Source organism: Mogibacterium kristiansenii (assembly GCF_029224645.1).
Classification (GTDB): domain Bacteria; phylum Bacillota; class Clostridia; order Peptostreptococcales; family Anaerovoracaceae; genus Mogibacterium_A; species Mogibacterium_A kristiansenii.
Window position 1 is genome coordinate 1 of sequence record NZ_JAQXUZ010000005.1, and the last position, 26,668, is coordinate 26,668.

Consider the following 26,668-nt stretch of genomic DNA (forward strand, 5'->3'; position numbering starts at 1 on the left):
AACGGAGGCATAAGGCTTTGCCGGCACCGAGGCGCCAACTCGGCCGGTGACCGGCAGCGCTCCAGGGCAAAATGTTGGCGCCTCGCAACGGAGGCATAAGGCTTTGCCGGCACCGAGGCGCCAACTCGGCCGGTGACCGGCAGCGCTCCAGGGCAAAATGTTGGCGCCTCGCAACGGAGGCACAAGGCTTTGCCGGCAATGGGGCGCCAACTTTGCCGACGGACAGAGGCGCCTCAGAGCGAAATGTTGGCGCCTCGTAACGGAGATACATGGCTTTGCCGGCAATGGGGCGCCAACTCGGGCGCTCGGGCCGGCGCGGACTTGGTGCACGAGCCCCCGCAAAACCTTGTTCTTTCGTTTCCTTTGCACCAAGTCTTCAAGCCTTTTCAGTGCTCGGCCGGCACGGACTTGGTGCACAAATCCCCGCAAAACTTTATTTTTTCGTTCCCTTTGCACCAAGTCTCCGGACCTTTTCGGCGCTCGGCCGGCGCGGACTTGGTGCACAAACCCCCGCAAAGCCTCATTCCTTCGTTCCATTTGCACCAAGTCTCCGGGCCTTTTCAGCGCTCGGCCGGCAATGGGGCGCCAACTCGGCCGGCTTCCGACTACCGGCCGGCACTCGGTGGAAAGTTTCCGGCCGGCGCCTTGAAAGCAGAAAAGGAGAATGGCCGCGGCCATTCTCCTTTTCCTCTTTCCCTTAATCGAAAGCTTCCGGCGGGACGCCGGAAGCTCACGAACTGTTATTCTTATGCAGTATATCGATCCAGTCGATATCTATATCGTAGTTCTGCTAGCTTTATGTACTGTGATGCCCCAGAAAATATATTCGACAAATTGAATCGATAAAATTCCCAATGGAATCATCATCACCTGCCAATAGTTACCTGCAGCGACCGCTACCCCAGAATCGCTTATAGTGTAGAGAGATTTGTCCATCCCTATGCCGTGAAAAACGATCCAAGCCAGAATCGCCACCGACCATACTACCTCTAATACCAAGTTTTCTCGATCCGTCCGCCGCCATTTCTTCACAGCCATTTGAAATACCTCAAACAGCACTCCGAACCACGCAAACAGAATCGGTGTTTCCAGTACATCTACGAATCGTCTCCCCGTATCTCCGAACTCAAATGGCGGCGTACCATTGAACATGCTCATTTCACCATATTTTGATTCTATGAAATACAGTACGGATAACAACACAGCGAAAAGCGCTATACACAATATTTTGTACGTTCTCAATCATCTCACCTCCTTGTAAGTGATGTCATTGGCATTTGCCGCATGCTTGATCGGCAAATAATTTCCGTTATTAACCATTGATTGTAAATAACGAGATGTTTCACATCCTGCAACCAAAGCTCTTTTTATTTCTGCAGAAGAATATTTTGGGTGAAATGCAGCTATCTTTGCAGCCTCGCCAGACACTGCTGCCGCAGAATAGGACGTGCCTGACACTTTTAAAGTTCTATTATTGAATGATACATAGAACTCACCATTTGCTGCTATGTCAACAGTCTTTTTCCCATAATTTGAATCAAAAGCAAGATGATGATATATAGTGTCATCAGCATTAGCAACAACAATCATATTTTTCAAATTCCAAGATGCCGGAAATACAGGAGAAACATCGATATCAACACCTTGGAATTTTCCGTTTCCTGCAGAAACCACAAAAAGCATATTTGATTTTTTCATAGTATGGTAAAGTTGTTTGTTGTAGACTTCGGTTGAAAAACTCATATTGCAAATCTTCACATGATGTGATTCTGCATACTTGATAGCACTAATAACATCAATACAATTTCCCGAGGTCGAGCCATTGTTTACTTTCATTACAGGTAATATCATACACTTAATATTGGGATTGTAAAATGAATCGCTCCAACTATTTACCATAATCTGTATGCAGGAAGTGGCATGGCCACTTCCTGCACTCTCCAAAAAAACACTACCATTGTCGCGTGCGAAATCATATCCGACGATATCGTCTATATATCCATTTCTATCGTTATCTTCACCATCAAAATCCTCCATATCATTCATCCAGAGATAACGGCAAATATTGTAATCGTTGAATTTTGCAGTCGTATCCATTATTGCAATATTACAAATTTCATTGTTATCTCTATGCGAAGCAGTTAACAAGATGGTAATCATTATCATTATCATTATAACGAGCATTATACCAAGTACCCTTCGGAATAGACTATTATTCCTGAAAACCTTTAGTTCTGACATGATACCATCTTATCTTTCTTTACTGGATATAGTTATATTCATAGAAATTCGATGTATAGTAATGTCCAACGCAGTTCTTCTTTGCATAATACCTTCCCTTATGTTTGTAGTATTTATCAATCGTGTTGTTCTTCTTATATGCATATTTCTTTATTGAATATGAAAAATAGCTACTCTTTGGGGCATATACCTCTGCGGTAGATTTTATATGAGTGGCTGCAGTAAAAACAACTCCAAGAGCAACCGTGCCAGGCAAAGAACTAGTTAAGGCAGCTGCCAACAGCGTTCCAATAGTGGTTGTTGTTAAGTCTTTTACCAAGCTCGATGTTCGAACATTCTTAGAATATGTTTTTACATGCTTGGTGTAGTCTGAGGAACGCCCCCTTTGCGGAGATTTGGAATATACGGAAGTTCGCCCATTTGGTGTGATATTACTATCTACGACGTTCTTTTCAACATCTTCAAAGACAACCATTTCACCATTTAATAATACAGAACCATCAGATTTTAATATTACTATATCATGAATGTCATTCTCATAAAAATCAAATCGTATACCGCCTGATGCTAATCGCTCCACTTGAGCCTGATCAACGATTCCATTATCATAAGATAAATCATATTTCATTAAGTCATTTCTGAAGTCATCTCTGTTGACATTAGAAACAGTGATTGCACTAGATGGAACGCCGACATTAGTAAGAATCTGAACATCATCAACTACTTGTTCCTTTTTTGACTCATGAAACCGAATATAGTTGTCAATATCATTTGCATTATTAGTATTTGCAAAAGTGAATTCAGCACCTGCAACTAATAACGCCAAACATAATAATGCGCTCATTGTTTTTTTCATGGTATTTCCCCTTCCTTACTCAATAAGCATTTACAACTTCTAACCTGAACTCTAATACTTTTGCAGAATTATACATTGAATTCACCTCCCACATCATTTCTTAATTCTAAATCACCTTATCTTTATTAAATAGTACCACATTATTATTTTTTTGCAACCGTTTTATTTTTTTATTATTATTTGCAAAAATTAAAACTAATGTAGTATAATAAGTTCAAAGGAAAAGAAAGGGACAAGATTAGGATGAAATTACAAAAACTATCAAACAGAGAACTAGAAGTTATGCATCTTCTATGGAAAAGCGCTAATCCGCTAATAGCTTCACAAATTGTAAACATTGACAAAGATTTAACTGTTAATACTGTACAGGCTGCACTTAGGAATCTCCTCAAAAAAGAGTATATTCGCGTATCAGATGTTATTATTAACGGCACATCTTTAGCGAGAAGCTATGAACCTATTGTTACACAAGGCGAATATCTAGACTATTTTTTCCCTGCAAAAGATAGAAGCAACTTATCTTTTGTTGCAAATTTTGTTAAGTCCTCTAGTGAATTGGACGATTTAGAAGAATTGAGTATTTTGCTTGAGAAGAAGAAAAAGGAATTAGAGCGAGGTTAACTTAAATTGATTTCATTTGGTTCGATTTTAATGTGTATTGCGTCTAGCATCGCTTTAGGGTTATACTGCTACTACTACATTAGACACCTGCAAGGCCCTGTTTATGCTGAAACTAAATTTATTGTTGTATTTCTTTTTATAGCAGGAGTTCGACTAATATTACCATTAAATTCTCCCATAATCGTTTATAACATTGAAATTAGTAGCGTATTGCCTTTTTTCGCGAAGTATTGCTATATGACATCTCCTTTTGGTGTTACTTATATATTTCTAGGTTGGGTTATCTCTTTGTTTATAGGAGTGCTGTTATTGTTGTTACTGCTTATCAGACAGATACGTTATTATCGATTCGTAAACACTTTTAGCTATTACGATATCAGTCTAAACAAGCTTTTACATTCATGCATAGATGACGAACAACGCTCTACACGAGTTAACATCAAATATGTCGACTTAAACACTTCTCCATTTGTCAAAGGATTACTGAATCCTACTATTTTCATACCAGCAAATTTCTATAGCGAAATGGAACTTATTTTCATTATTAGGCATGAATTAATACATTACCGCAAGAAGGACTTGTGGGTTATAACCGCAATGGAAATAATTAAATGCTTGTTTTGGTGGAATCCTGTTGTTTATTTTATTAGAAATCAACTAGATATTGCTCTTGAATTATCTAATGACCTCTCTTTGCTTGAGCACTTAGATGACATTCAGAAAATCAAGTATGGCGAGTGTATAGTTAAAACAGCAAAATATTTAACTGAAAACTCTCTAAAAACAATGCCTTCTCACTTCTCTCTTTCTTTCACCGGATACAGTGCATCCTTAACTAGAGAACGAATCAAACATTTGATTGATTTTGACAGAAGTAAAAAGAAGTATATTAGAATTGCTATTCATGCAGTTATGATATCACTTTTGATTCTTCTCTCATTTTCAATAATGCCCGAACCAAAATTTGCACCACCTAAAGAAATTGAAGAAAATACATTTGATGAAAATGATGCATATTTTGTAGAGCACGACGATGGTTATCATCTTTATATTAATGGAGAATATTGGGAGACAGTTGTAAACCCCGATTTCTTAAACGAATATAGAGGATACAAGGTATACAAAGAGGAACCAAGATAATAAAGGTAATTTACAATGAGAAAGATTTTCATAATTACAACTTTTGCATTCACACTTGTTTTTGCTCCAATTACGTTTTCCCCAGATGATGTGGTATACTCATACTCTGCATTAATCTACGAAAGGAGCAATTCTGCATTTGTAGAAAACAACCATGAAACGATTTCTATTTGCTCAGATATTATTAAATGGAGATATAAGGTTATTAATGGTAAGAAATACAAGCGTAAGTATAACTATTCTAAAAATCGTTGGGAAGGAAATTGGATTCCTTGTTAGATTAATTCATCTTTCTAGAGTGTTGTTTCTCAGGGAGCAACTTTTCAAAATATAGACTAAGTGTGCATCATTGTAACTCTAGAATCGTCCGCCCCCCCTTACTAATCGAAAGCTTCCGGCGGGTCGCCGGAAGCTCACGAATCCTTTTCTAATTTTCCTCAATAAACTGAAGCAGGCCTTCGGCTCCCTTTACGATGCCTCCCCGGTCTTCCGGTGCGCATCCCAGATGGGTGAACACTTCACCGATGAACACATCGTTTTTCTGCAGGCAATCAAATACCCGATCGATGATTCCCCGGCACATTTCCTGTTCCTGCATCGGGCCGAACGGATTGGCAAAATACGTGGTGGAAATGCCGGTCTCCTGTGTCGTCCCTTTGGCCATTCTTTTACCCTCGATGAAGATGCTCTTCGCCTCTTCCAGGTCCTCCACCTTCCGCAGACCGATTCCGTCCCCGTAGTTGTTGGCGTAGGCGAACAGATCCACCGGATGGCTTTCCGTAATTACCGCATACGGCGCTGCCGGCGTGATAACGCGGGCGTTGGCTTTATCCGGGTTGAAGAAAACGGAACGGTTCATATCCCGGTACGGCGTTGCCGGATCCAGGTCGTCCAGCCGCACGAAGGCCCCGATTTCCGAACCCTGCGCGTACACCTGTCCGTCATGAATGTGGAAAGTACCCATGTCATCGAAGACCACCTCGATGTTGGCGATTTTGTCGTCGCCCAGAGATTTCAGTGCTTCAATGGTTTCCGATTTGCCGGCGCCGGAATCCCCCATCAAGCAGATTCCCTTCTTTTTGCCGTTCTTTAGCGTGATATTGACGAAGGCGCCGTGAATCGGCAGCCAGCCCCGCTGCATCATCGCCACGTTGTGGAGGGTCAGCACGCTCTTCTTCATGTAGCCGAAGTAGGTGATTTTCTCGCTGTAAGAAACGCTTCCCACCCACAGGGCGTTGTCCTCGTCATAATAGAATCCGCACTGATCCTTTCCGTCCTGATTGCCGAAAATCAGAATGCAGTCCGGTTTCTTGGAAGCTTCCTTTTTGGTTGCCAGCTCAAACAGGTTGGCGCAAGCCACGCCGCTAGCCATGAAGTCCCGGTGGAAGTAAATGAAAATCGTCAAATCGCCCACTTTTGCCGGGAAGCAGAAGAATTCCTCCCGATTGCCCGCAAAATCCTCCATCGGATTGGTATCCAGCTTCTCGTACGGCCACTCCCGCTTGTTGGACTTGGTATACAGAATCATCGGCGTCCGGAGCATGACGGAATCGATGAACATCATTTTACGAAGGGCATCGTAGGTGGAGTCGAACATAAAAGCATCATTTCGATACAGTGCCAGGCTGGCGTTGGTGCCCGCCGGCTGCTGACGATACACTTTGTTCGCTCTTCCCATCAAAGTCTGTTCCAGGCGACGGAACGTGGACAGCAGCAGCTGGTTGTGCTGGGAATCGCTGGCAACGAACACCGTGGACTCCACATCTCTCCGGCGATCTGTGGTGATGGAGTACCGGGCATGGCTCTTCCAGAAATCGTAAATACCTTCCACGAAGGCCAGTGCCGTCTCCCGATCTTCAATATACGGCATATCCACCTCATCCGCATCGAAAACAATCAGTTCCCGGGCGAACTTGCACAGCGCCTGCACCGCATTCTTTTCCGACATGTCCCGAACCGCCCAGTCGTACAATCTGTGATCCCGCTCCCGCAGGTATTCCAGATAATGGGCCACGAAAGCCTTGAATTCCTTGGACTTCAGCAAATCCGAACGCGACTCCGGATAAGCCAAATCAAAATTCAGAATTACCATGTTATCGGTCAGATAAATTTTCTCTTTCATTTCCTCTCCTATCGCTAAAACCCGCTCAGCATTTCGCACAACGAAATGTAGCTATGATACAAAACTACATTTATTGTACCACACCGAGCGGGTTTATGATAGGCTTTTTTATGACCTTATCCAAATTTATTATTTATTTTTATCATCTATAACAATTTTCTATGCATCGGTCAACCTTTTTTAATACCCTAAAAACAGGTTCGCCGCGTAATCATTTTTTACTCCCTATTCTCCAAGCTCTTCTGCATTTGGAAATTGCTTTCCGCCGCCTGCTTGGTCTGTTCGCTGGATTCTTCCCGCAGGCACGGGTCATCCAGCTTCTCCTCCGCCTTTGGCTGGTACGGCTTAATCGGGGTTTTATCCCCAATGCCCAGCGCCTCTCCGGCCACGCCCAGAGATGCCACGGAATCCATGATATCCGTCGGCATGTAGATCTTAGTGGCCTGGCCGTCGGAAATCTCCTTCAATGCCTCAATTCCTTTTAGCTTCAATACGTTTCCGTTCGGGCTGGCCTCATTCAGCATCTTGAGACCTTCCGCCTCTGCCTGGTACACCAGCTCGATGGATTTTGCCCGGCCTTCCGCCAGAGCAATCTGCGCTTCCTTCTCCGCTTCCGCTGCCAGAATCTTCGCCTTCTTGTCACCTTCCGCACGGGATACCACGGATTCCTGGTGCGCCTGGGCTTCCAGCACCGTCTGTCTTCTTTCCCGCTCTGCTCTCATCTGAGTGGTCATGACGTCTTCGATTTCCTTCGGCGGAGTGATGTTCTTCAGCTCCACGCGGGTAACCTTCAAACCCCACGCATCCGTCGCTTCATCCAGAATGGTCTGAAGTCTTCCGTTGATTTCATCTCTGGAAGTCAGGGTCTGGTCCAGCTCCATGTCACCGATGATGTTTCTCAAGGAGGTTGCAGACAGGTTCTGCAGACCGAAAATCGGATCCTCTACGCCGTAGGTGTACAGCTTCGGATCGAATACCTTGGCGAAAACCACGGAATCGATGCGCATGGTAACGTTATCCTTTGTGATTACCGGCTGCGGCGGAAAATCCAGCACCTGCTCCTTTAAGCTGATTTTCTTTACAATCCGGTCCAGAATCGGAATCTTTACGTGAATTCCGGCCTCCCAGGATGCCTGGTATTTACCCAGACGCTCGATGACATACACGGCCTGCTGCGGCACGATTCGCACGTTCGGCAGTACCAGCACTAAAATAATCACAACTAAAGCAATAATCATCATTTTTTCCTCCCTATATCAACATGAGAAATGCTTCCAATGAATCTCCCTGAATAATCAAAAAAGGCCCATAACGACAGCGCATCTGTCGCCATGAGTCTTGCAATTTAAAACAAGCCGGGTCCTTTCTCTGGAAAGCCGAGGTGACGACTTGCTGCGCCGAAGCGCCTGCTACTCCCTCACGGAGTTGGTTCGATTCATTTGTGGCGCAATAGTACCACACTCCACATCCGGTGTCAACTATTGTTTTGTGAATTATTTTTTGCCGATTAGCAGGGTAAAATATCCGGCATTTTCCGGGATTTCTTCCATTTTTTCATACACCCTTTCCCCCGGCATCCCGCAGTTTTCCACGCCCTGTACGGACAGGCCCGCCGCGGCAGATTCTTTTTTTACCCGTGACAGATGTTTTCCGAATTTCATGAGCACGTAAGTGCCCGGTGCCTCCAGATTCACCGACTCCTCGTTCCAGGCGGGAATCACCCGAAGCGTCTCCCGATCCTCCGTCAGCGGCACGTTCAGTCGCGCGGCGGCGGCACAGAAGGAAGGAATCCCGTTCACAAGCTCCGTCCGGTGCCCCATGTCCTGCAGCAGCGTCTGAAGGTAGGTGAAAGTGCTGTAAATCGTGGAATCTCCCAAAGTCAGGAACACAACGTTCCGCCCCCGGTCCAGATGGGCCGCGATGGTCTCCGCCGCTTTTTGGCGGGCATCGGTCAAGACCTCCGGGTCGCGTGTCATGGGGAGATTCAGCCCCAAAAGTATTTTGTTCGGGAGCTCCGGAACCGCCTGCGCCGCAATTCGATACGCCGCCGACTCTTCCGGCACGGTTCCCGGAAATGCGATGATCTCATTTTCCCGAATGATTCGCACCGCTTTCAACGTCATCAATTCTGGGTCGCCCGGGCCCACGCCCACGCCGTACGCGATTCCTTTTTCCATAAAAACATCCTTTTCTATTGGTTGTAGTATCTCGTTTCTTCCGGATTCATAATCGCCGTGCCGCAGCCTCGGTCGGTGAAAATCTCCAGCAGCAGGCAGTGAGGAATCCGGCCGTCCAAAATGTGCACCCGGTTGACGCCGCCTTCGATGGCTTTGAGGCAGTTCTGCACCTTCGGAATCATGCCTCCGGTGATAATGCCCTCTTCAATCATCTCTTTGGCCTCATCGGTATACAGCTCCGACACAAAAGAATCCTCATCGTTGATGTCCTCGTACACGCCGGAGGTGTCCGTGAGGAACGCCAGCTTGTCCGCTTTGAGGGCTTCCGCAATGGCCTCTGCCGCATAGTCCCCGTTGATGTTGAAGCTCTGACCGTCTTCACCGATTCCAATCGGATAGATGATTGGAAGAAAATCATCATCCAATAGGTCGTAAATGATTTTCGTGTCCACGTGCTTCACGATGCCCACGTATCCGATGTCCTTGCCGTCGGGTTTGGCCTGTTCCGCCGCCATCAGCCGGCCGTCCTTGCCGCTGATGCCCACCGCCCGGACGCCCAAATTCTGTGCCAAAGTCACCAGGTCGCTGTTCACTTTTCCCAAAACCATTTCCGCAATCTCCAAGGTGTCCGCGTCGGTAATTCGCAAACCGTTGTAAAACTTCGGCTCCACGCCGGCCTTCTTCATCCAGCGGCTGATTTCTTTTCCGCCGCCGTGCACTATCACCGGTTTGAAGCCGCAAAGCTTCAGGAGAACCACATCCTCGATCACGTGATTCATCAGCGATTCGTCCAGCATGGCGCTGCCGCCGTATTTTACCACGATGATTTTGCGGTTGAAACGCTGTATATACGGAAGCGCCTCTACCAACACTTCCGCTTTCTCCAAATATTTGTTCAGATTCATTCCTGCGCCTTTCTATTATGAACGATAAGAACCGTTGATTTCAACATATTTGTAAGTTAAGTCGCAGCCCCAGGCATAGGCTTCTTCTTCGCCGTCGTGAAGGTCGATTTCCACGGTCACCTTCTTTTCCGACATAACTTTCGTGGCAAAATCATCATCGAACGGCACGGAAGCGGATTCCTTGCACACCTCCACCGTTCCTGCTGCGGAGCATACGCTGACATCGATATTGGATGCGTCAAAATCACAATCCGCATATCCGATGGCACAGAGAATTCTTCCCCAGTTGGCATCCGATGCGAATACCGCCGCTTTGAACAGGGAGGAGCAGATGACGCTCTTGGCAACCTTTCTCGCACCGTCCTTGTCCGGCGCTCCGGTCACGTGGGCTTCCAGCAACTTCTCGCAGCCTTCGCCGTCGCCGGCGATTTTCTGGGACAGGTCCACAGCTACGATGTGCAGTGCGTCGCAGAATTTCTTGTAATCGTCTCCCGGCTCGGTAATCTCCTCGTTGCCGGCCAGACCGTTGGCAATAACCACCACGGTGTCGTTGGTGGAAGTATCTCCATCCACGCTGACCTGGTTGTAGCTGTCCAAAATCTCATCGGACAGTGCCTTCTGCACCAGTTCTTTGGAAATCTTCACGTCCGTTCCGATAAAACTCAGCATGGTTCCCATGTTCACGTGAATCATTCCGCTTCCCTTGGCGATGCCGCCGATGGTGCAGGTTTTGCCGTCCAGCTCAAAGGTGACGGCGCATTCTTTAATGTAGGTGTCGGTGGTGCGGATGGCATCGGCGGCCTGGGCAGAGCCCTCCGGGCTAAGCTTCTCGGCCAGTTCCGGAATGGTGTTCTCGAACGGTGCGATTTCCAGCGGCACTCCGATTACCCCTGTGGCTGCCGGCAAAACATCCGCTGCTTTGATGCCCAAAGCTTCCGCCACCAGCTCGGTTTCCTTCTGCGCGATTTCCACGCCGTTCGGTGTGCAGGTGTTGGCATTTCCGCTGTTGCAGATAATCGCCTGTGCCACACCGTCCTGCAGATGGTCCTTCGTCACGGCGATGTGCGCCGCCTTTACTTTATTCTTGGTATACACAGCGGCGGCGTTTCCCGGCACTTCACTGTATACCAGTGCCAAATCGCCTTTCTCCGCATTCTTTCCGATTCCAGCATAGGCCCCTGCAGCCTTAAAACCCTTCGCCGCTGTAACGCCGCCCTCGATAACCTTGATTTCGTTCATTTCCAATCCTCCTTTAATCTCTAAATACCCCTTTAACTAAGCCGCTCCGCAATTAACTGCGTGCGGTTGTGTTTTGTGATGTAACCCTCCGGGATTCCTTGCCGTCCCTCCGGGATTCCTGCTGTCCCTCCGGGATTCCGTTATGGTCCCTCCGGGATTCCTTGCCGTCCCTCCGGGATTCCCGGCTCCTAAAAACAAATACCGACCGGTCACACCCGCATGGGCGCTTCCGCACGGTGATAATATGGATTCACAGCAATTTCACGGATAGAAATTGCTGTGAATCCACTTCTTCTAGGTGTTTTTTAATGGCGTTGGTATGATAATACATGATTGTGTATAAAAATGCAAGTTTTTTCTTGTACATATTCCTGAGCAAGGCCCGGAGTGTGGCCGGCCGGGCGGCCGGCAGCCTCGGGTTCGCGCACGAAAACCGAATTCTTTGGCTTTGCGGGCAGCCGAGCGCGAACCGTGCCGGCACCCGGGCCGCCTTTTCCATAATTTCCGTCCTCGGGTTCGCGCACGAAAACCGAAAAAACATTCTCCAATCCCAAAATGTGATATAATTGCATCGGCACAACCCAAAAGGTTCAGGAACCATAAGAGATTCAGGAGGATATATATACATGGCAGACGGCAGATGGAGCATGACGGAAAAGGAATTGAACAACACGGCCACCGGCTTCCGGGGACGAGATCACGAGAAGCTTCCGAATTACAAGAAGCACCGGAAGGTGGATAACCGCGATGGGAATGCGCCGAAAGTCTGCGCATTCTGCGGATCCGAGAATTTGGAAGAGGGATTTGGCGGCTACGCACCGGGGTTTCAGTACAATGGCGCGTTCTGCAACGATTGCGGCGGCTCCACGGATTTTGTTTTTCAGGATGATGAGCACCGCTTCTTCAAATAAGATATGATAATTTAAGTGTTGAAGGATAATCAAAAGCAAACGGAAAGCCGCAGAGGATGCCCGGAAATCCGGACGGCCTCTGCGGCTTTTTCGTTATTTGTTATCTTTCTTCCTATTCGTTGCGGCTTCCGTCGTAGAGGATGGTATCGCTGGTAACGCGCTTCGCGTCCTCTTCCTTCGGCGCAACACTTGGTGCTGCATGGGAAACCACTTCCGATTTCACGATTTCCGGCTTTGCCGCTTCCGGCTCATCCTCCTGGATGTTGGCGGTTTCGTCCGGAACGACGCGGTGCATCGGAGTTTCCTTGCGGATCTGAACTTCCGGCTTCTCCACCTTCTCCACCGGCTTTTTGTCCTTGCGGCGAATTGCCACGTCGATATCCGACGGCGCAAAAATATAAGTGGTGCGGTTAATTTTCAGAGAGCGACCGTCAATAGCGCGAGTCGCACCGGTGAGGAAGTCCACGATGCGGCGGGAGAATTCCTCCTCCAGCTTCTCGGTGTTGATGATTACCACCAGACCGTGACGGATGCATTCCACCAGCGCATTACATTCTTCCATGCGCATCGGCTCCACCACGATAACCCGTCCTCTGCCGGCTTCCGAAGAACCGCTGGTTCGAACCAGCTCATCCAGCGTATTCGGAATCGGACGATCCTCGTCCTCCATTGCAAAACCCTTCTTGATTGAATCCAAAAAACCCATTTTTTTATCTCCTAACTCGTCATAATAGTTTGCATTTTCTTTGCCCTAAGTATACCATAACCCGTTCGCCGGTACTACATAATCCGAACAGGATTACTAATTTTCCTTTACTCTTCACCTTTCGATGACACTCTCACCACGCGAATGCAAAGGCCCTTGTACAGGTTGATCAGCGACAGGCTCAGCAGCACCGCCGCCAAAATATCCGTGAACCAGTTCATCCCCGCAAGAACGCGCACCACCAGGCTCAGGCCAATCAACACCAACCCGGCCGTCTCCAGTTTTGCCAGGAGCTCCTTGTACTCCCGGAACAGCCGGTGCCATTCCATCATCGCCGTGCCGAACACCACGAGACAAAACACCGTCGTCATAGATGGAAAGGAATTGGACGGATGGGTCTCCCCGCGGAAGAACGCCGGCCCGCAGTTCACCGTGAACACATTAAAGAAAAAAGCAAACGGAATCATCAGCGCGTACACCGGAAACAAGCACGCGATCCCCCGCAGCGACCGCAAGGTTCTTTTTTTGATGAGCACGCCCACCGCCAATAAAATAAAGGACGCCGCCACCACCAGCGCCACCCAGCCCAGCAGCTGCGTAAACGCATAGATCCACGGATGGGACCGGGTGATAAAATGCACCGCCCCGTTCAGGTGGGACAGCCCCACGTTCGTCCCGTCGGCCCCGATGGCCCGCACATCCAACCTCAGAAGCAGCAGAAGCAAAAAGAATGCTCCCATATAAATTCCCGCATTTCGGTACGCCTGTTGTTTCCGATTCATCGTCTCTCCTTACTTCATGTACCACATTGTCAAAAGCGGCATGCTTACGATGCACACCACCGTCGTCATGGCGTTAATCGCCGCCGCATATCGCTCGTCCCGGTCGTTAATCTGCGCCAGCTGTGTAATCAGCGTTGCCGAAGGCGCCATGATGGCGAACAAGGTCACCAATAAAATCATCTCTCCGTCTTCCGCCAGCGTCCGAATCGGCGTGCATTTGAATATCACCGCCGCGCCCAACGGCAGAATCACCATTTTCAGAGCCACCACCAGGTGCACCCGGACGTTTTGGAAAATGTTTTTCCAGTCTACATTATATAAAAGCATTCCGATTACAATCATACTGATCGGTCCCAAAGCGGCCGAGAATCCTCCCAGGGTGTCCAGCGCCATCTTTGGCAGATGAATTTGCCCGAAAAACATGATGATACCCACCACCACGGTGATGAGGTTGATGTTCAGAAAAACTTTCTTCCAGTTCATGTCCCGGCTGCCCTTCATCATGGACGTACAGTGGGTCCAGATAAAAATACCCTGTACGCAGGAATAGGCGCTGGCGTAAATCATGTAGTGATCCCCCAGAACGCCGGCCACCAGCGGAAGAATCAGATTCGCGCTGTTCGGGTACATAATCGATGCTTTTTCCGTGGCATCCAAGTGGCAAATCCCGCTGATACCGTAAGTCACCGCCATGAGAATCAGCTGCGCGGCGACGGCCGCCCCCATGGCCAGCATGAATCCGTCCCGCAGTTCCGGCGTGTACTCCGCCTGATAGGATTTTAGAATGGCGCAGGGAAGCAGCACGTAAATGCACAGCAACGACAGCACCTTACTGTCCTCTCCTTTCAGGATTCCCAGTTTTACTATCATAAAGCCGGCCGCCATATAGATAAAGAAAATCGTCAATTGTTTCAGTAATAATGTTGTAACCATTTTGCCCTTTGTAATCTCCTTTTATTCCTTAATACCCAGTTTGACTTTTATTGTACCACTTATGGACCGGGAGATTAACCCTTAATTCGTATTGTCGGAAAATCTATGCAGAAAAATTGACTCAAAATACTTTTTTGCCCGAATTTCACAGTATAGGCACTTGAAACCATATTGATTTTAGGGTATTATTGATAAAGCTATTGAGATGGTTCACTTCGGAACCTCCAAAATATTAAGATTACTAAGGAGAATTGATATGAACAAGGCAGAACTGATTGCACAGATGGCAGCTAAGGCTGGACTTTCCAAGGCAGATGCTGAGAAGGCGCTGAACGCATTTACTGAAACCGTTGGTGAAACTCTTGCTTCCAAGGAAAAGGTTTCCCTGGTTGGATTCGGAACTTTCGAAGCAAAGAACAGAGCCGCTAGAGAAGGCAGAAACCCTCAGACCGGAGAGACTGTTCAGATTCCGGCTTCTGTAGCTCCTACTTTCAAGGCAGGAAAGGCTCTGAAGGACAAGGTAAACGCTTAGTTTTGGATAGGCAATAAACTTACAGTTTATAAAGAGGAGAACTTGAAAACGAGTTTTCCTCTTTTTGCTTTTTTGTAAGTTTAATTGTAAACTGATATCAAAATGGGAGAAGGGATATTCGGTCCCGGATGCGGACTTGTTATCAAAGCTTGCAGATGAATTAGATGTTTCCGTAAGCGAGCTTCTTGGCAAAGACGAGATTCCGGCAGAGGAAACAGATTCACTGTCCAATCAACTCGCACGGATTAATGAACAACTGAGCATAAGGAACAGACGAGCAAAGCGTGTCTGGAAAGTGCAATTGTGCTTACTATAGTATTTTTCCTGGTAATTCCGGCCGTAACTATATTAGGCAATATGATGTGGAGTTCAAACCTGGATGGCGCGGATACGGGTTATGCCGGACGGGTGGAATATACCTGCACCCTTGATGGCGAAGAGTATTCGTATAACATTGAATATGACGACCACTATCACGTAACCGCCGGTGGAGGAGATTCTTTTGTGGCAGATCATGCCGATGTAGAAAACTATGATGATGCACGTAAAGCGGCGGCTGCAATTGAGGATTATTTTAGAAATCACGGAGGGACTGCAGAACAAACCGAAGCAAAGGGGTTGGAATTAGATTAATCTGCAGATAAAAATAGAATCGATTAGTAAAACATCTCCGCGGAGGTGCTTTTTTAATGGCCGCCGCCTTTCGGTCTCTCGGGCGGCCGGCGGCTCCATTGATAACGCAAATGCTTTTATACCTTATGATGATGCCATCAATCATATAGGTTCGGACAGCCCATACGGCGGTTATGTTGTCAGCTGGAGCAGTCCCGGTGTTAACGGGGATCCATTGTTCATAAATATTGGAGCAGACTACCCGGACAAGTCCCGACTAACCGTTGTCATTTGGGGCGAAAACAGAGATGACACCACAGAGGACATCGTTGATTCATTGCTTGGTAAAGAAGTGGTCGTATTTGGTTCACCATATGAATACAATGGAGCCGCTCAAATTGAAATTATGGATCCATCTGAATTACTTACATATGAAGAATTCATAGACGCTTATGAAAATCAATAAAAGCCGATCAATAAAATCTCCGCTTTAATACAAGTCCCGGTTAAAGCGCGCAGTTCTAATTATATTATCTAAGCTTGTATATACAATCTCATATGCCTAGATTTTCAAAGGCAGTTCACGCTTTTTGACAGAAAACACCGATTCAGCGTGAACTCAATTCGCCGCTTTTGCAAAATTCTAATTTTGAAACGACGGATTACCACCGGCGGTTCACGCCAAAACGAGGATTTCCTCCAATGAGCGTGAACTGTTCTCAAAAGTGCGACTTGCACACAGGAAATTCCACGGCGAAACCGTGTATAACAAAAAAAGACTTCACGCTAATCAGCTAAAATTATAGAATTAGCGTGAAGTCGCTCTGAAACTCTAGGCATATTTAATTATATCTACTTGGAAAAATCTAATTGCCAAATGAACACCTGTGGTTTTGTTTCGGGGAGCAAAATCTTCACATTCCCGCCGCCGCTTTTCGTCTTCTCAAACGGCCCCGCTCCGCCCAGCGGTCCACAGAAACAGAAAACGAGTGGCTCGCGCCGCATCCGGTCTCCCGGATGCGGCGCAGCCACTCGTTTCTCAATTCTTCATTTCCAACGCCGCAAGTCGAACCGCAATAAATCGGCGATTGTGTCCCTTTAGGCCCGATTCATTGCCTCGATGTAATCCTTTGTATCCGTGAAGATTTCCTGCTTCCACGGATTCTTCTTCTGTTCCTTCGCTCTCTTTAGGATGTAAGCGAAGACGAACACGTTCACTGCAATTGCCAGAACGGCGATAAAGCCCTGTGCCATCGGATTTGCGGTGGTCGGCATAGTGCTGCCCATGGCCGCGGAAATACCGCCCTTACCGTATACCGAGGTGACGGTGGTGAAACGGCTGGCATCCTGGAACAGCGGGAATACCTGTGCGAACATGCACCAAAGCGCCAGGGTGTTGGCCCGGTTCTGAATCCAGCCGCCCTTGTTCCACAGCGCCGCCGCAAAAGTCGGTGCCAGCAGAAGGGCCAGGCCGCAGTACCAGGAGTGGGTCGGCAGGTTCAGGTAGGTGTACTCGAAGTTCCATACGTCGTAGGCCAGGACATAGACCCAGATCATATCCGGCCACAGCATGTCCTGCTTGTTCTTCGAGGAGTAAATTCCCCACCAGCCGGTCATGCAGAAAATATTGAACAGACCCGCAATTCCGTTCAGCACATTCCACCAGCCACCGTACAGCCACACGCCCTCGGAGGAAAGCCACCAGCCGCCGGCCAGGGAGCCGGCACGGATGGCAGACTCAAAGTCCGACGCCACCGCAATCAGAATGTTGATAGCCACGATGACGAAAGGAAACGCCTTAAACGCCTGGGATTTTCCCAGTTTGCCCCAATGGAATTTGAGGATCATGAAACCGATACAGCCCGCCGTTGCTGCGTACAGCTTCGCATAATGGAACCAGCTGTTCATGTGCACGTAGGTGTCGTTGTTCAGCGCCCACTCCGCACCGTTGGCCGCGCCAATGTAGATTGCAATAAAATAAATTGTCAGCGCCGCCGGGAGTGCGATGAAGCACGCGATTCCGCCCGCCTTAGAGCGCCGTGCCACCTCGTTCATCACAACCAGACCTGCAAACACCATCAACCAACCCAGCAGCTGCCAGCCGGCCGTCTCTCCATATAGCTGAAAAAACATATCCGTTCCTCCTATTCTACTTCGATTTCCTTAATGTTAAATTCATTGCCCTGAATCAGAAAGGTATTCCCTCCTCCGCAGTAGGGACAGGTTTTTCCGTGGGCCACCGTCCCGTAGGTCTTTCCGCAATCCTCACAGAATGTCACCGCCGGAATCGTCTCCACCTCCAGCTCGCAATCCGTGAAGAGTGGTCTTTTGGCCGCCGCCCACTTCCAGCAGCTGTGAAGGTAGGACTCGATCACCGTGGACACCTCCCCCAATTCCAGGGCCACTTTGTTCACCCGGGTCACATCGTTCTCCTCTGCCACCCGTTCTACGTGATCCATGATATGAAAGGTTACGCCCAATTCATGCATGTGATTTCTCCTTTATTCCTTTTTCGGCTTCTTCTTGAACTTCACCTTTACGGACTGTTTAACCATGTTCGGAAGGATGTACTTCAATTTCTCCTCGGAAGTGCGCATCACCGACGCGCCCGGGAGCGCCCGATTCAAGTGGATGGCATCGAACACACACCGGGTGGTGCACACGCCGCAGCCGATGCACTTGTTCGGATCTACCACCGATGCACCGCAGGACAGGCACCGAGAAGTCTCCGCATGAACCTGTTCCTCCGTGAAACTGTGGGAAAGATCCCGGAACGTTTCCGCCTGCATCGCCGCATCTCCTTTTGGCGGAATCTGACGCCGAGATTCATCGTAGGCCTCCACCTTGATGTTCTCCTTATCCAGCTCAACGAAATCCCGCCGGTTTCGTCCGATGGTGAGGGTGCAGTGCTCGTGCACGTACCGGTGAAGGGAAATGGCGCCCTCCCGTCCCGCGGCAATCGCATCAATGGCGAATCGCGGTCCGGTGTAGATGTCGCCGCCCACAAAAATATCCGGTTCGCCGGTCTGATAGGTCAGCTTGTTGGCCATGGCGCTTCCGTTCGGGCGGAGTTTTACGTTCGTATTGTCTAGGATATCGCCCCAGTCGGCCGTCTGTCCCACGGAGAAAATCACGTGGCGACAGTCCACGGTGACCGTGTCGTCCTCATCGTATTCCGGCGCGAATCGGCCCTCATCGTTGAACACGCGAACGCATTTTTTAAATACCACGCCGCATACACGGCCTTCTTCTTCCAGAATTTCCTTCATGCCCCAGCCCGGATTCAATTGAATACCTTCTCCCAGCGCTTCGGAAATCTCTTCCTCGCTGGCCGGCATCTCCTCTCGCTGCTCCAGACAGAACAGTGACACTTGATGATCCGTGCATCGACTGCTGATTCTGGCCACGTCGATGGCCACATTGCCGCCGCCCACGACGACCACGTCGCCCTCGAAATCAAAATCCTCTCGAGCGCCGGCTTCTCTCAGGAAATCCACCGCCGTGGAAGCCCCTGCGGCATCCTGTCCCGAAACTCCCGGCATCCGGCCTTTCTGGCAGCCGATGGCCACGTAGAACCCTTTGTAGCCCTCTGCCCGCAGCTGATCCAAGGTGATATCCTTGCCGATTTCCACACCGCATCGAATCTCCACGCCCAGCTCCCGGATTACGTCAATTTCCGCTGCCAGGAGATTCTTCTCCAGCTTATAGGATGGAATTCCGTACCGCAGCATTCCGCCCGGCTCCGCATTTTTCTCGAAAACGGTTGGTTTATAACCGGACAGCGCCAGGTAATAGGCACAGCTCAGTCCCGCCGGACCGGCACCGATGATGCCGATTTTTTCGTCGAAACCGCCGCGCAGGGACGGCACCACCGGTTTCGGGATGTAGCGAGTTTCGGCGTTCAGATCCCGCTCCGCCACGAATCTTTTGACCTCGTCGATGGCCACCGCTTCGTCAATAGTTCCTCGAGTGCAGGCATCCTCGCATCGCCGGTTGCACACGTGACCGCACACCGCCGGCAGCGGATTGTCCTTCTTGATTAACGCGAGGGCTTCGTCGTAGCGGCCCTCCTTTGCCAGCTGCAAGTAGCCCTGAACGGCAATGTGAGCCGGACAGGCGGTTTTGCAAGGAGCCGTACCGGTATCGTAGCAGTTGATTCGATTCACGTCCCGGTAGTTATGCGTCCACATGTGCTCGCCCCACGGCATATCGCTCGGAAGGGGTTTTCTCGGGTAGGTGATTTCACAGCCGTCCTTGTCGCACAGCTTCTGCCCCAGCTTCACCGCACCTGTCGGGCAGCTTTCCACGCACTTGCCGCAAGCCACGCATTTGTTTTTGTCCACCTTTGCGATGTAGGCGGAACGGGACATGTTCGGCGTATTGAAGAGCTGAGAGGTGCGCAGCGCATAGCACACGTTCACGTTGCAGTTGCAGATGGCAAAAATCTTATTTTTGCCGTCGATATTGGTGATCTGATGGACGAACCCGTTCTCTTCGGCCTGTCTCAAAATGTCCAGCGCCTGTTCCTTGGTGATGTATTCGCCGCCCTTCTGGGTCTCCACCACGTAGTCCGCCATGTCCCCCACGGCGATGCACCAACCTTCCGGGTCGTCGGCACAGCCCTCGTCGTACTTCATCCGGGAACGCCGGCAGGAACACGGACTGGCTGCGTACTTGCCCTCGTATTTATCCAGCCAGTAGGAGATGTGTTCCAGGTCTACCGACTCGTTCTCCATCTCGATGGCCTTCTCCACCGGGATGACGTGCATTCCGATTCCCGCACCGCCTTCCGGGACAAAAGGAGTGATTTTCTCCAGAGGCAGCCGGGACATCCGTTCGAAGAAGATGCCGACTTCCGGAGATTCCTCCAGCAGCTCCGCGTTCATATTGAAGAACTCCGCACAGCCGGGAACGTACATCGGCAGAACGTATTGTTTTACCCGGGCCGCGTTCTCATAGTTGTACTCCAGAAGTCCTTTGCGGGCCATCCCCTCCAGCATCGCTTCGCACTTCGACGGCTCCAGATTGCTGAGTTTGATGATTTCCGGCAGGGTTTTCGGCTGACGAACCCCCAGCTTGAGGGCCAGCTCCGCTTCCTCGTCGGAGAGCACGGCGGCTAGACCCCAGTACTCCGGATCCTCCCGGGTGATTTTCTTGAGACCCAGCTTCTGAGGCACCCGGTCTGTAATCAGCTTTCCCAGCTTGGCGATGGGTTCGCGGAAGGGTTCCTCCGGATTCGGGGTATATTCGGGATATTCGTAGTCCGGATACAGCTCTTTATCCAATTCTTTGCTCATGATTCGCACCTCCCTGTATTACATTTCGTTCCAGTCCCGAACTCTGGCTTCCAGCCAATCCGTCCAGGCCGCCATTCCCTCGCCGGTTTTGGCGCTCACAGGGAAAATCTTCGCGTCCGGATTTCTCATGTGGATGTATTCCTCCACCCGCTCCATATCGAAATCGAAATACGGCAGCACGTCGATTTTGTTGATGAGCACCGCATCGCACACCCGGAACATCAGGGGATATTTCAGAGGCTTGTCGTGTCCTTCCGGCACGGAGAGGATCATCACGTTGGCGGAGGCGCCGGTGTCGAACTCCGCCGGGCACACCAGGTTTCCAACGTTCTCCAGAATCGCCAGATCCAGGCCGCGAACGTCCAGCGCTTCCAGTCCCTGCCGGGTCATCTCCGCATCCAGGTGGCACATGCCGCCGGTGTGCAGCTGGATGGCCTTCACTCCGGTTTCCGCAATGGTCCGGGCATCCACATCGGAATCGATATCCGCCTCCATCACCCCGATTCGCAGCCGGTCCTTCAGACCGTCGATGGTGCGTCCCAGCACCGTGGTTTTACCCGAGCCCGGAGAGGACATCAGATTCATCAGGAAGACTTTGTCGGACTTCAGCTCCCGCCGCAGCGCATCCGCCTGCCGGTCGTTGTCGGCGAAAACGCTTTCCTTGATTTCAATAATTCGAACCTCACTCATTTGCTTCAATTCCTTTCATTAAGATTCTCACCATTTCCTGCTTCCCCTGTTCGTAGGTCATCCCATTGTCATACAGCACGCTGCTCTGCATGAAGCGCTCAACGGTACCCCTTACCATGGACATGAACACCGGAACTGACACCTCTTTGAACTCCCCGCACCGGATGCCGTCCCGAAGGTATTTCTCCGCAATCTGCCATCCCATGTTCACCGCGGCCATGAGATATTTGTACTGCTTCGGATACTTGTCGGACAGCTCGTAGATTCGGTTCAGACCGATGTTGTAATACTTCGCCGGAAGGGCCAGCAGAATTCGTTCGAATTTCTGCTTGTTGTTCAGGCTTCGGTCCGCCTCGATGTCCTCCTGCATGCGGCGAAAATCCGCTGAATACCGGTCGGCAATCCCCTCCAGCACATCTTTCTTGCTGTCAAAAATAGTGTAGATTGTCTTCTTGCTGATTCCGAGTTGTCTGGCGATGTCGTTCATCGTGAATTTCAAGCCCATCAACGTAAATTCTTCGATAGCCACATCCACAATCCGTTCCTTAAGTTCTGCCGTCATGTTTCCTCCTCTATATCTCTCCCACTCCGCAATACTGCAAAATCCGGAAACCTGCAATATTTGACGGAAACCCGGAAACCGTTTTTGGTTTCCCAGTTTCCTCGATTGTATCACCGCGTACCCGCCCGGTCAATAGATTTCGTTATTTTTTTGATTAAATTTTCCCGGAATTCTGCGGCTTTTCCGGCTCGTTTTGTACTATAACCCTTCAATCATGCATTCCATAACCTATGATGTATAGCAATTTCAAGGGTTTCCGCTTGTTTGCAGACATTTTTTAATGTATATTCATATTACAAAATGTAAATATTTTAACACAGTATTCGAGCTATGGAGGAATTAATATGAAAATCTTAGGCGTATCCTTGGGAACCAAAAACGGAAATAACGACACCATGTGCCGCGTGGCTCTGGAAGAAGCTCAGAAGATGGGTGCGGAAATTGAATTTATCCACCTGTTTGACTGGGACATCCAGACTTGCTCCGGCTGCGTTGCATGTTCCAGAGGTCTGGTAACCGGCAAGGGCATGATATGCACCCGCAAGGATGATTTTGCAGCACTGTATGAGAAGATGGTTGAGGCAGACGGTCTCCTGTTCGTAGACCCGATCTACGAATCCGGCGCATCCGGTCTCTTCCACATCATCACCGACCGTATGGGTCCGGGACACGATACCGGTCTGCTCTTCGGCGCAAATATGCAGATGAAAGCAGCCGGCAAAGAAGGTCTTCCGGACAGACTTTTCCAGCAGAAGGCATGCTCTTTCGTAGGCATCGGCGGATCCGACTGGGCCGTTCGTGTTGAGACCGACCACGCAATGCTGGCGATGAGCCCGGGCTGGAAGGTTATCGACAACGACTTCTTCTCCTGGTCCAAGGACGTAATCATGCAGGACGACAAGGTAGAGCGCATGAAGGAAATCGGCCGCAACCTGGTGGAGGCAGCACAGCAGATTATTGAAGACAATGCAAACTGCCACGAATTCCCAATCGCAGAGCTGACCGAAAAGTCCTACTGGAAAGGTAAGGAAGGTGCATGTCCGCACTGCCAGGGCAATGCGTTCTACATCTATCCGGGTACCACAACCGCAGAGTGCGAGCTGTGCGGCCTGCAAGGTACGCTGAAAATCAAGGATGGCGCGTTCAAGCTGGAGTTCGACCCGGCTACCGAATGGCACGCTCACGATACCATCTCCGGAAAAAAAGCCCACGGCGACGATATCTTTGAGAACGAGGGGCGTCTGATGAACCTGTACAAGGATCCGGAGTTCAAGGCTCGTAAAGCACACTACACCGCAGTATGCGAACCGACTCCATCCCCATCCAAGAACAACTAAGCAAATACCTACCTATAACACACATACCTTTCGAGAAAGGATGCTGCTTCGGCAGCATCCTTTCTCTTCGTTCTATTTCGTTCTATTCTAAAAACAATTTCGGGTTTTTCTTGTCTAACAGGGTGTCCGAGGTATAGAATACAAGAATTATAATTATATATACGCTCGAAAAAGGAAGTGTTTTAAATGAAAAAAGAAAGCCGAAATCAGGCTCAACTGAAAGAAAACGAAACCATCGCCATGCGGGTGTCCGCCCGCAGCATGGCACTGAATATCGTTCTGACCGCATTCAAACTGGTTGCGGGAATCGTCGCCCACTCCGGCGCCATGATTTCCGATGCCATCCATTCCGCGTCGGACGTCATCAGCACCATCATCGTCATGATTGGCGTCAAGATGGCGGGCAAAGCCCCGGACCGGAATCATCCATACGGGCATGACCGCTTCGAATGCGTGGCCTCCATCGTGCTGTCCGTCATGCTGGGACTCACCGGCGCCGCGATTGGCATTGAGGGTCTTCGGAACATCGTGGGCAGCAGCTACCTGCACCTCACCGTTCCCGGCAAACTGGCCCTGGCTGCGGCCGTCATCTCCATCGTCACCAAAGAAGGCATGTTCTGGTACACCCGAATCAACGCCAAGAAAATCCGCTCCTCGGCCCTCATGGCCGATGCCTGGCACCACCGCTCCGACGCCCTGTCCTCGTTGGGAAGTTTTGTGGGTATCCTGGGCGCCCGCTTGGGTTTCCCAATCATGGACCCTCTGGCCAGCGTCATCATCAGCTTCTTTATCCTAAAAGCAGCTTTCGATATCTTCCTGGATGCAATCTCCAAGATGACCGATCACGCCTGCAGCGATCCGGTGGTCAACGCCCTCCGGAAAACCATCCTCGCCGTTCCCGGTGTGGAAGGCATCGATTCCCTCAAAACCCGGGATTTCGGTTCCATGATCTACGTGGATGTGGAAATCCGGGCGGAAGGTTCCCTGACCCTGTATGAAGCCCACGATATCGCTCAGCAGGTACACGACGATATCGAACAGGATTTCCCAAATGTAAAACACTGCATGGTTCACGTGAACCCGGCTTAAAAATTAAATAAGAAGGATAGCAAAAGCGTGCCGCCAATGTGATATGTACCCTCTTTCCTGGACACCCAGGAGGGAGGGTGTTTTTATGCGCGACCGGCGGCCTCCTCTCTTTGCTCCCCGACCCCTCGCTAGGCCTTGTACCTCCGTTCCGGGGAGCAAAATCTTCACATTCCCGCCGCCGGATTTCGCCCCTCCGCACTCCCGGCGGCCTCCTCTCTTTGCTCCCCGCTCCCCGCTAGGCCTTGTGCCTCCGTTTCGGGGAGCAAAATCTTCACATTCCCGCCGCCGGATATCACCCTTCCGCGCACTCGGCGGCCTCCTCTCTTTGCTCCCCGCTCCCCGCTAGGCCTTGTACCTCCGTTTCGGGGAGCAAAATCTTCACATTCCCGCCGGTCGCGCCCGCCCAGGTATGCCGGCGGCGCCTCTCCCCACGCATGCGAAAAAAGCACCGGGCAGCGCAATCGCTGCTCGGTGCTTTTCTCTCTTTTCACTTTCAATTATCCCTATTCCGCTACTTCCACCAGCTCAATCTTGAAGTTCAGCTCCTGGCCGGCCAGCTCATGGTTGGCATCGAAGGTGATGGTCGTCTCGTCCTTCGCTGCGATCACTGCCGGGAACGGCTGTCCGAACGCATTCTGCAGGAACACCTTGTCGCCGGTGTTGAACTGCTCGCAGCCCGGCATCTGGCTCTGCTCCACGGTGAAAATCGCCTGTTCCGTTCTCTCGCCGTATGCTTCTTCCGGTGTCAGGTGAACATTCACCACGTCGCCCGGATTCATTTCCACAACCGCTTTATCGAAGCCCGGAATCATCATGCCCACGCCGCACACGAATTCCAGCGGTTCCCCTCTGTCGTAGGAAGAATCGAACTTCGTGCCGTCATTCAGGGTTCCGTCGTAATGTGTTTTTACCTTCTTGCCGGCATTCTTTCCCGGGAAAAGAATCTGCAGCTCCTGGCTTCCACAGCCGCCGCAAGAACTTCCGCAGCCACCGCCGCAGTGTCCGCAGCCGCCCTCTTCATCGTGGCCGTGCTCGTGATCGTGGTGATCGCAGTTCACGCCCGCAGACTCCAGCTTTCCTGCCAGATAATCTACCACTGCCTGATCCGCATCGCCGGTCACACCGGAGCACACTTCGATTCCGGCCTCTGCCAGCGCCGCCTGCGCACCGCTGCCCATGCCGCCGCAAAGCAGCACGTCAATGTCGTGATTCTTCAGCACGCCTGCCAGCGCCTCGTGTCCGGCACCGTCGGTACCCATCACTTCACCGGCACCCACTTCGCCGTCTTCCACCGGATATACCTTGAACGCTTCGGAATGCCCAAAATGCTGGAATACGGTTCCGTTATCCTTATCGTATGTTACTGCAATTTTCATGTACCATTACCTTCCTTTTCCTAAAAATAAAATTCATCATATCATCCGCTTTCGTACTGTTTCCGTACTCGTTTCATTATACAGGATTCCGGCCGGCGGCTCAATGGCTATCTTCCCATTCGCTTATTCGCAGCTTAGCGCGCCAATTCTTCCCGAATCTGTTCAATCAGGGTGATATCCGCCGGCAGCCAGTCCACGCTGTCCAGCGTCTCCTTGGTCAGCCATTTTGCATCCTCTGCTTCTTTCAGCACCAAGTCTCCAGACAGGATTTCGCACCAGAAACAGTCCATGCTCAGATGGAACGTCGGATAATCGTATTCGATCCGATCAATCAGTTTTCCCACAGAAATCTCGGTATCCAACTCTTCCCGAATTTCCCGTACCAAAGCCTCTTCCGCTGTTTCGCCCGGCTCGATTTTTCCGCCGGGGAATTCCCAGCCATCCTTAAATTCTCCATATCCCCGCTGAGTCGCGAACACCCGCTCGCCGTCCCGGATTACCGCTGCCACAACGGATATTGTTTTTTTATTCATGATTCCT

The 26,668-nt window shown here is 50.0% G+C and carries 27 protein-coding genes; 9 read left to right on the forward strand and 18 right to left on the reverse strand.

Annotation, left to right across the window (positions count from 1 at the left end; translation table 11 throughout):
- Positions 1–774: 774 nt before the first annotated feature.
- The 3 genes from PUE40_RS02140 to PUE40_RS02150 all read right to left on the reverse strand — a co-directional run bounded on the left by PUE40_RS02140 (position 775) and on the right by PUE40_RS02150 (position 3,097).
- Entirely contained in the window at positions 775–1,242 is a 468-nt protein-coding gene (locus PUE40_RS02140; RefSeq protein ID WP_277671750.1) for a hypothetical protein, read from the reverse strand.
- Positions 1,243–2,160, reverse strand: coding sequence for a S8 family serine peptidase (locus PUE40_RS02145; RefSeq protein ID WP_277671751.1), 918 nt, complete (start codon positions 2,158–2,160; stop codon positions 1,243–1,245). It lies immediately after the preceding gene.
- 100 nt (positions 2,161–2,260) lie between these two features.
- Positions 2,261–3,097, reverse strand: a complete 837-nt coding sequence (locus PUE40_RS02150) for a hypothetical protein (RefSeq protein ID WP_277671752.1) — start codon at positions 3,095–3,097, stop codon at positions 2,261–2,263.
- 243 nt (positions 3,098–3,340) lie between these two features.
- Here PUE40_RS02150 and PUE40_RS02155 point away from each other — a divergent pair, with 243 nt between their 5' ends.
- A complete protein-coding gene (locus PUE40_RS02155; RefSeq protein WP_277671753.1) occupies positions 3,341–3,718 on the forward strand; it encodes a BlaI/MecI/CopY family transcriptional regulator in 378 nt (125 codons plus the stop codon).
- A 237-nt stretch (positions 3,719–3,955) separates the two neighbouring features.
- Complete coding sequence (locus tag PUE40_RS02160) at positions 3,956–4,858, forward strand: M56 family metallopeptidase (protein WP_277671800.1); 903 nt, start codon at positions 3,956–3,958, stop codon at positions 4,856–4,858.
- 427 nt (positions 4,859–5,285) lie between these two features.
- On the opposite strand, the gene PUE40_RS02165 is transcribed toward PUE40_RS02160, so the two are convergent.
- From PUE40_RS02165 to argJ, 5 genes are all read right to left on the reverse strand, one after another.
- Entirely contained in the window at positions 5,286–6,980 is a 1,695-nt protein-coding gene (locus PUE40_RS02165; RefSeq protein ID WP_277671754.1) for a hypothetical protein, read from the reverse strand.
- Between the two features lie 218 nt (positions 6,981–7,198).
- On the reverse strand, positions 7,199–8,221 hold the full coding sequence (locus tag PUE40_RS02170) for an SPFH domain-containing protein (RefSeq protein ID WP_277671755.1): 1,023 nt from the start codon (positions 8,219–8,221) through the stop codon (positions 7,199–7,201).
- Between the two features lie 252 nt (positions 8,222–8,473).
- Positions 8,474–9,157 (reverse strand): precorrin-2 C(20)-methyltransferase, encoded by a 684-nt coding sequence (gene cobI, locus PUE40_RS02175; RefSeq protein ID WP_277671756.1) that lies wholly within the window; start codon positions 9,155–9,157, stop codon positions 8,474–8,476.
- 14 nt (positions 9,158–9,171) lie between these two features.
- A complete protein-coding gene (argB, locus tag PUE40_RS02180) occupies positions 9,172–10,062 on the reverse strand; it encodes an acetylglutamate kinase (protein ID WP_277671757.1) in 891 nt (296 codons plus the stop codon).
- A 15-nt stretch (positions 10,063–10,077) separates the two neighbouring features.
- The gene (argJ, locus tag PUE40_RS02185; RefSeq protein ID WP_277671758.1) at positions 10,078–11,301 is read right to left on the reverse strand and encodes a bifunctional glutamate N-acetyltransferase/amino-acid acetyltransferase ArgJ; all 1,224 of its coding nucleotides are present in this window, start codon (positions 11,299–11,301) and stop codon (positions 10,078–10,080) included.
- Positions 11,302–11,927: 626 nt separating this feature from the next.
- Between argJ and PUE40_RS02190 the strand changes: the two genes are divergently transcribed.
- Positions 11,928–12,212 carry a hypothetical protein gene (locus tag PUE40_RS02190; RefSeq protein ID WP_154553691.1) on the forward strand — a complete coding sequence of 95 codons (285 nt, stop codon included), beginning with the start codon at positions 11,928–11,930 and terminating at the stop codon, positions 12,210–12,212.
- Between the two features lie 112 nt (positions 12,213–12,324).
- On the opposite strand, the gene sepF is transcribed toward PUE40_RS02190, so the two are convergent.
- From sepF to PUE40_RS02205, 3 genes are all read right to left on the reverse strand, one after another.
- On the reverse strand, positions 12,325–12,918 hold the full coding sequence (gene sepF, locus PUE40_RS02195; RefSeq protein WP_277671759.1) for a cell division protein SepF: 594 nt from the start codon (positions 12,916–12,918) through the stop codon (positions 12,325–12,327).
- Positions 12,919–13,025: 107 nt separating this feature from the next.
- Complete coding sequence (locus tag PUE40_RS02200) at positions 13,026–13,700, reverse strand: phosphatase PAP2 family protein (protein WP_154553693.1); 675 nt, start codon at positions 13,698–13,700, stop codon at positions 13,026–13,028.
- Between the two features lie 9 nt (positions 13,701–13,709).
- Positions 13,710–14,633, reverse strand: a complete 924-nt coding sequence (locus PUE40_RS02205) for an AEC family transporter (RefSeq protein ID WP_277671760.1) — start codon at positions 14,631–14,633, stop codon at positions 13,710–13,712.
- A 256-nt stretch (positions 14,634–14,889) separates the two neighbouring features.
- Between PUE40_RS02205 and PUE40_RS02210 the strand changes: the two genes are divergently transcribed.
- The 4 genes from PUE40_RS02210 to PUE40_RS02220 all read left to right on the forward strand — a co-directional run bounded on the left by PUE40_RS02210 (position 14,890) and on the right by PUE40_RS02220 (position 16,243).
- Complete coding sequence (locus PUE40_RS02210) at positions 14,890–15,165, forward strand: HU family DNA-binding protein (protein WP_277671761.1); 276 nt, start codon at positions 14,890–14,892, stop codon at positions 15,163–15,165.
- Between the two features lie 64 nt (positions 15,166–15,229).
- Positions 15,230–15,481 carry a helix-turn-helix domain-containing protein gene (locus tag PUE40_RS08285; protein ID WP_418888095.1) on the forward strand — a complete coding sequence of 84 codons (252 nt, stop codon included), beginning with the start codon at positions 15,230–15,232 and terminating at the stop codon, positions 15,479–15,481.
- Positions 15,469–15,798 carry a hypothetical protein gene (locus tag PUE40_RS02215; RefSeq protein ID WP_277671762.1) on the forward strand — a complete coding sequence of 110 codons (330 nt, stop codon included), beginning with the start codon at positions 15,469–15,471 and terminating at the stop codon, positions 15,796–15,798. Before PUE40_RS08285 ends, PUE40_RS02215 begins: the two co-directional genes overlap by 13 nt.
- Positions 15,799–16,012: 214 nt before the next feature.
- On the forward strand, positions 16,013–16,243 hold the full coding sequence (locus tag PUE40_RS02220) for a hypothetical protein (RefSeq protein ID WP_277671763.1): 231 nt from the start codon (positions 16,013–16,015) through the stop codon (positions 16,241–16,243).
- A 632-nt stretch (positions 16,244–16,875) separates the two neighbouring features.
- Here the strand turns inward: PUE40_RS02220 and PUE40_RS02225 are convergent.
- From PUE40_RS02225 to PUE40_RS02245, 5 genes are read right to left on the reverse strand one after another with little or no spacing between them, the layout of a single operon-like run.
- Positions 16,876–17,910 (reverse strand): DUF5692 family protein, encoded by a 1,035-nt coding sequence (locus PUE40_RS02225; protein ID WP_154553698.1) that lies wholly within the window; start codon positions 17,908–17,910, stop codon positions 16,876–16,878.
- 11 nt (positions 17,911–17,921) lie between these two features.
- Entirely contained in the window at positions 17,922–18,266 is a 345-nt protein-coding gene (locus tag PUE40_RS02230) for a hydrogenase maturation nickel metallochaperone HypA/HybF (RefSeq protein WP_277671764.1), read from the reverse strand.
- A 12-nt stretch (positions 18,267–18,278) separates the two neighbouring features.
- Entirely contained in the window at positions 18,279–21,074 is a 2,796-nt protein-coding gene (locus tag PUE40_RS02235) for an FAD-dependent oxidoreductase (RefSeq protein WP_277671765.1), read from the reverse strand.
- Positions 21,075–21,092: 18 nt separating this feature from the next.
- Positions 21,093–21,764 (reverse strand): hydrogenase nickel incorporation protein HypB, encoded by a 672-nt coding sequence (gene hypB / locus PUE40_RS02240; RefSeq protein WP_277671766.1) that lies wholly within the window; start codon positions 21,762–21,764, stop codon positions 21,093–21,095.
- Positions 21,757–22,326, reverse strand: a complete 570-nt coding sequence (locus PUE40_RS02245) for a TetR/AcrR family transcriptional regulator (protein WP_154553702.1) — start codon at positions 22,324–22,326, stop codon at positions 21,757–21,759. The genes hypB and PUE40_RS02245 overlap by 8 nt, the downstream gene beginning before the upstream one ends.
- Positions 22,327–22,670: 344 nt before the next feature.
- Here PUE40_RS02245 and PUE40_RS02250 point away from each other — a divergent pair, with 344 nt between their 5' ends.
- On the forward strand, positions 22,671–23,663 hold the full coding sequence (locus PUE40_RS02250) for a flavodoxin family protein (protein WP_277671767.1): 993 nt from the start codon (positions 22,671–22,673) through the stop codon (positions 23,661–23,663).
- A gap of 186 nt (positions 23,664–23,849) precedes the next feature.
- On the forward strand, positions 23,850–24,752 hold the full coding sequence (locus PUE40_RS02255) for a cation diffusion facilitator family transporter (RefSeq protein WP_277671768.1): 903 nt from the start codon (positions 23,850–23,852) through the stop codon (positions 24,750–24,752).
- Positions 24,753–25,255: 503 nt separating this feature from the next.
- Here PUE40_RS02255 and PUE40_RS02260 read toward each other — a convergent pair.
- Complete coding sequence (locus PUE40_RS02260) at positions 25,256–26,128, reverse strand: FKBP-type peptidyl-prolyl cis-trans isomerase (protein ID WP_277671769.1); 873 nt, start codon at positions 26,126–26,128, stop codon at positions 25,256–25,258.
- 134 nt (positions 26,129–26,262) lie between these two features.
- Entirely contained in the window at positions 26,263–26,661 is a 399-nt protein-coding gene (mutT, locus tag PUE40_RS02265) for an 8-oxo-dGTP diphosphatase MutT (RefSeq protein WP_277671770.1), read from the reverse strand.
- Positions 26,662–26,668 lie beyond the last annotated feature (7 nt).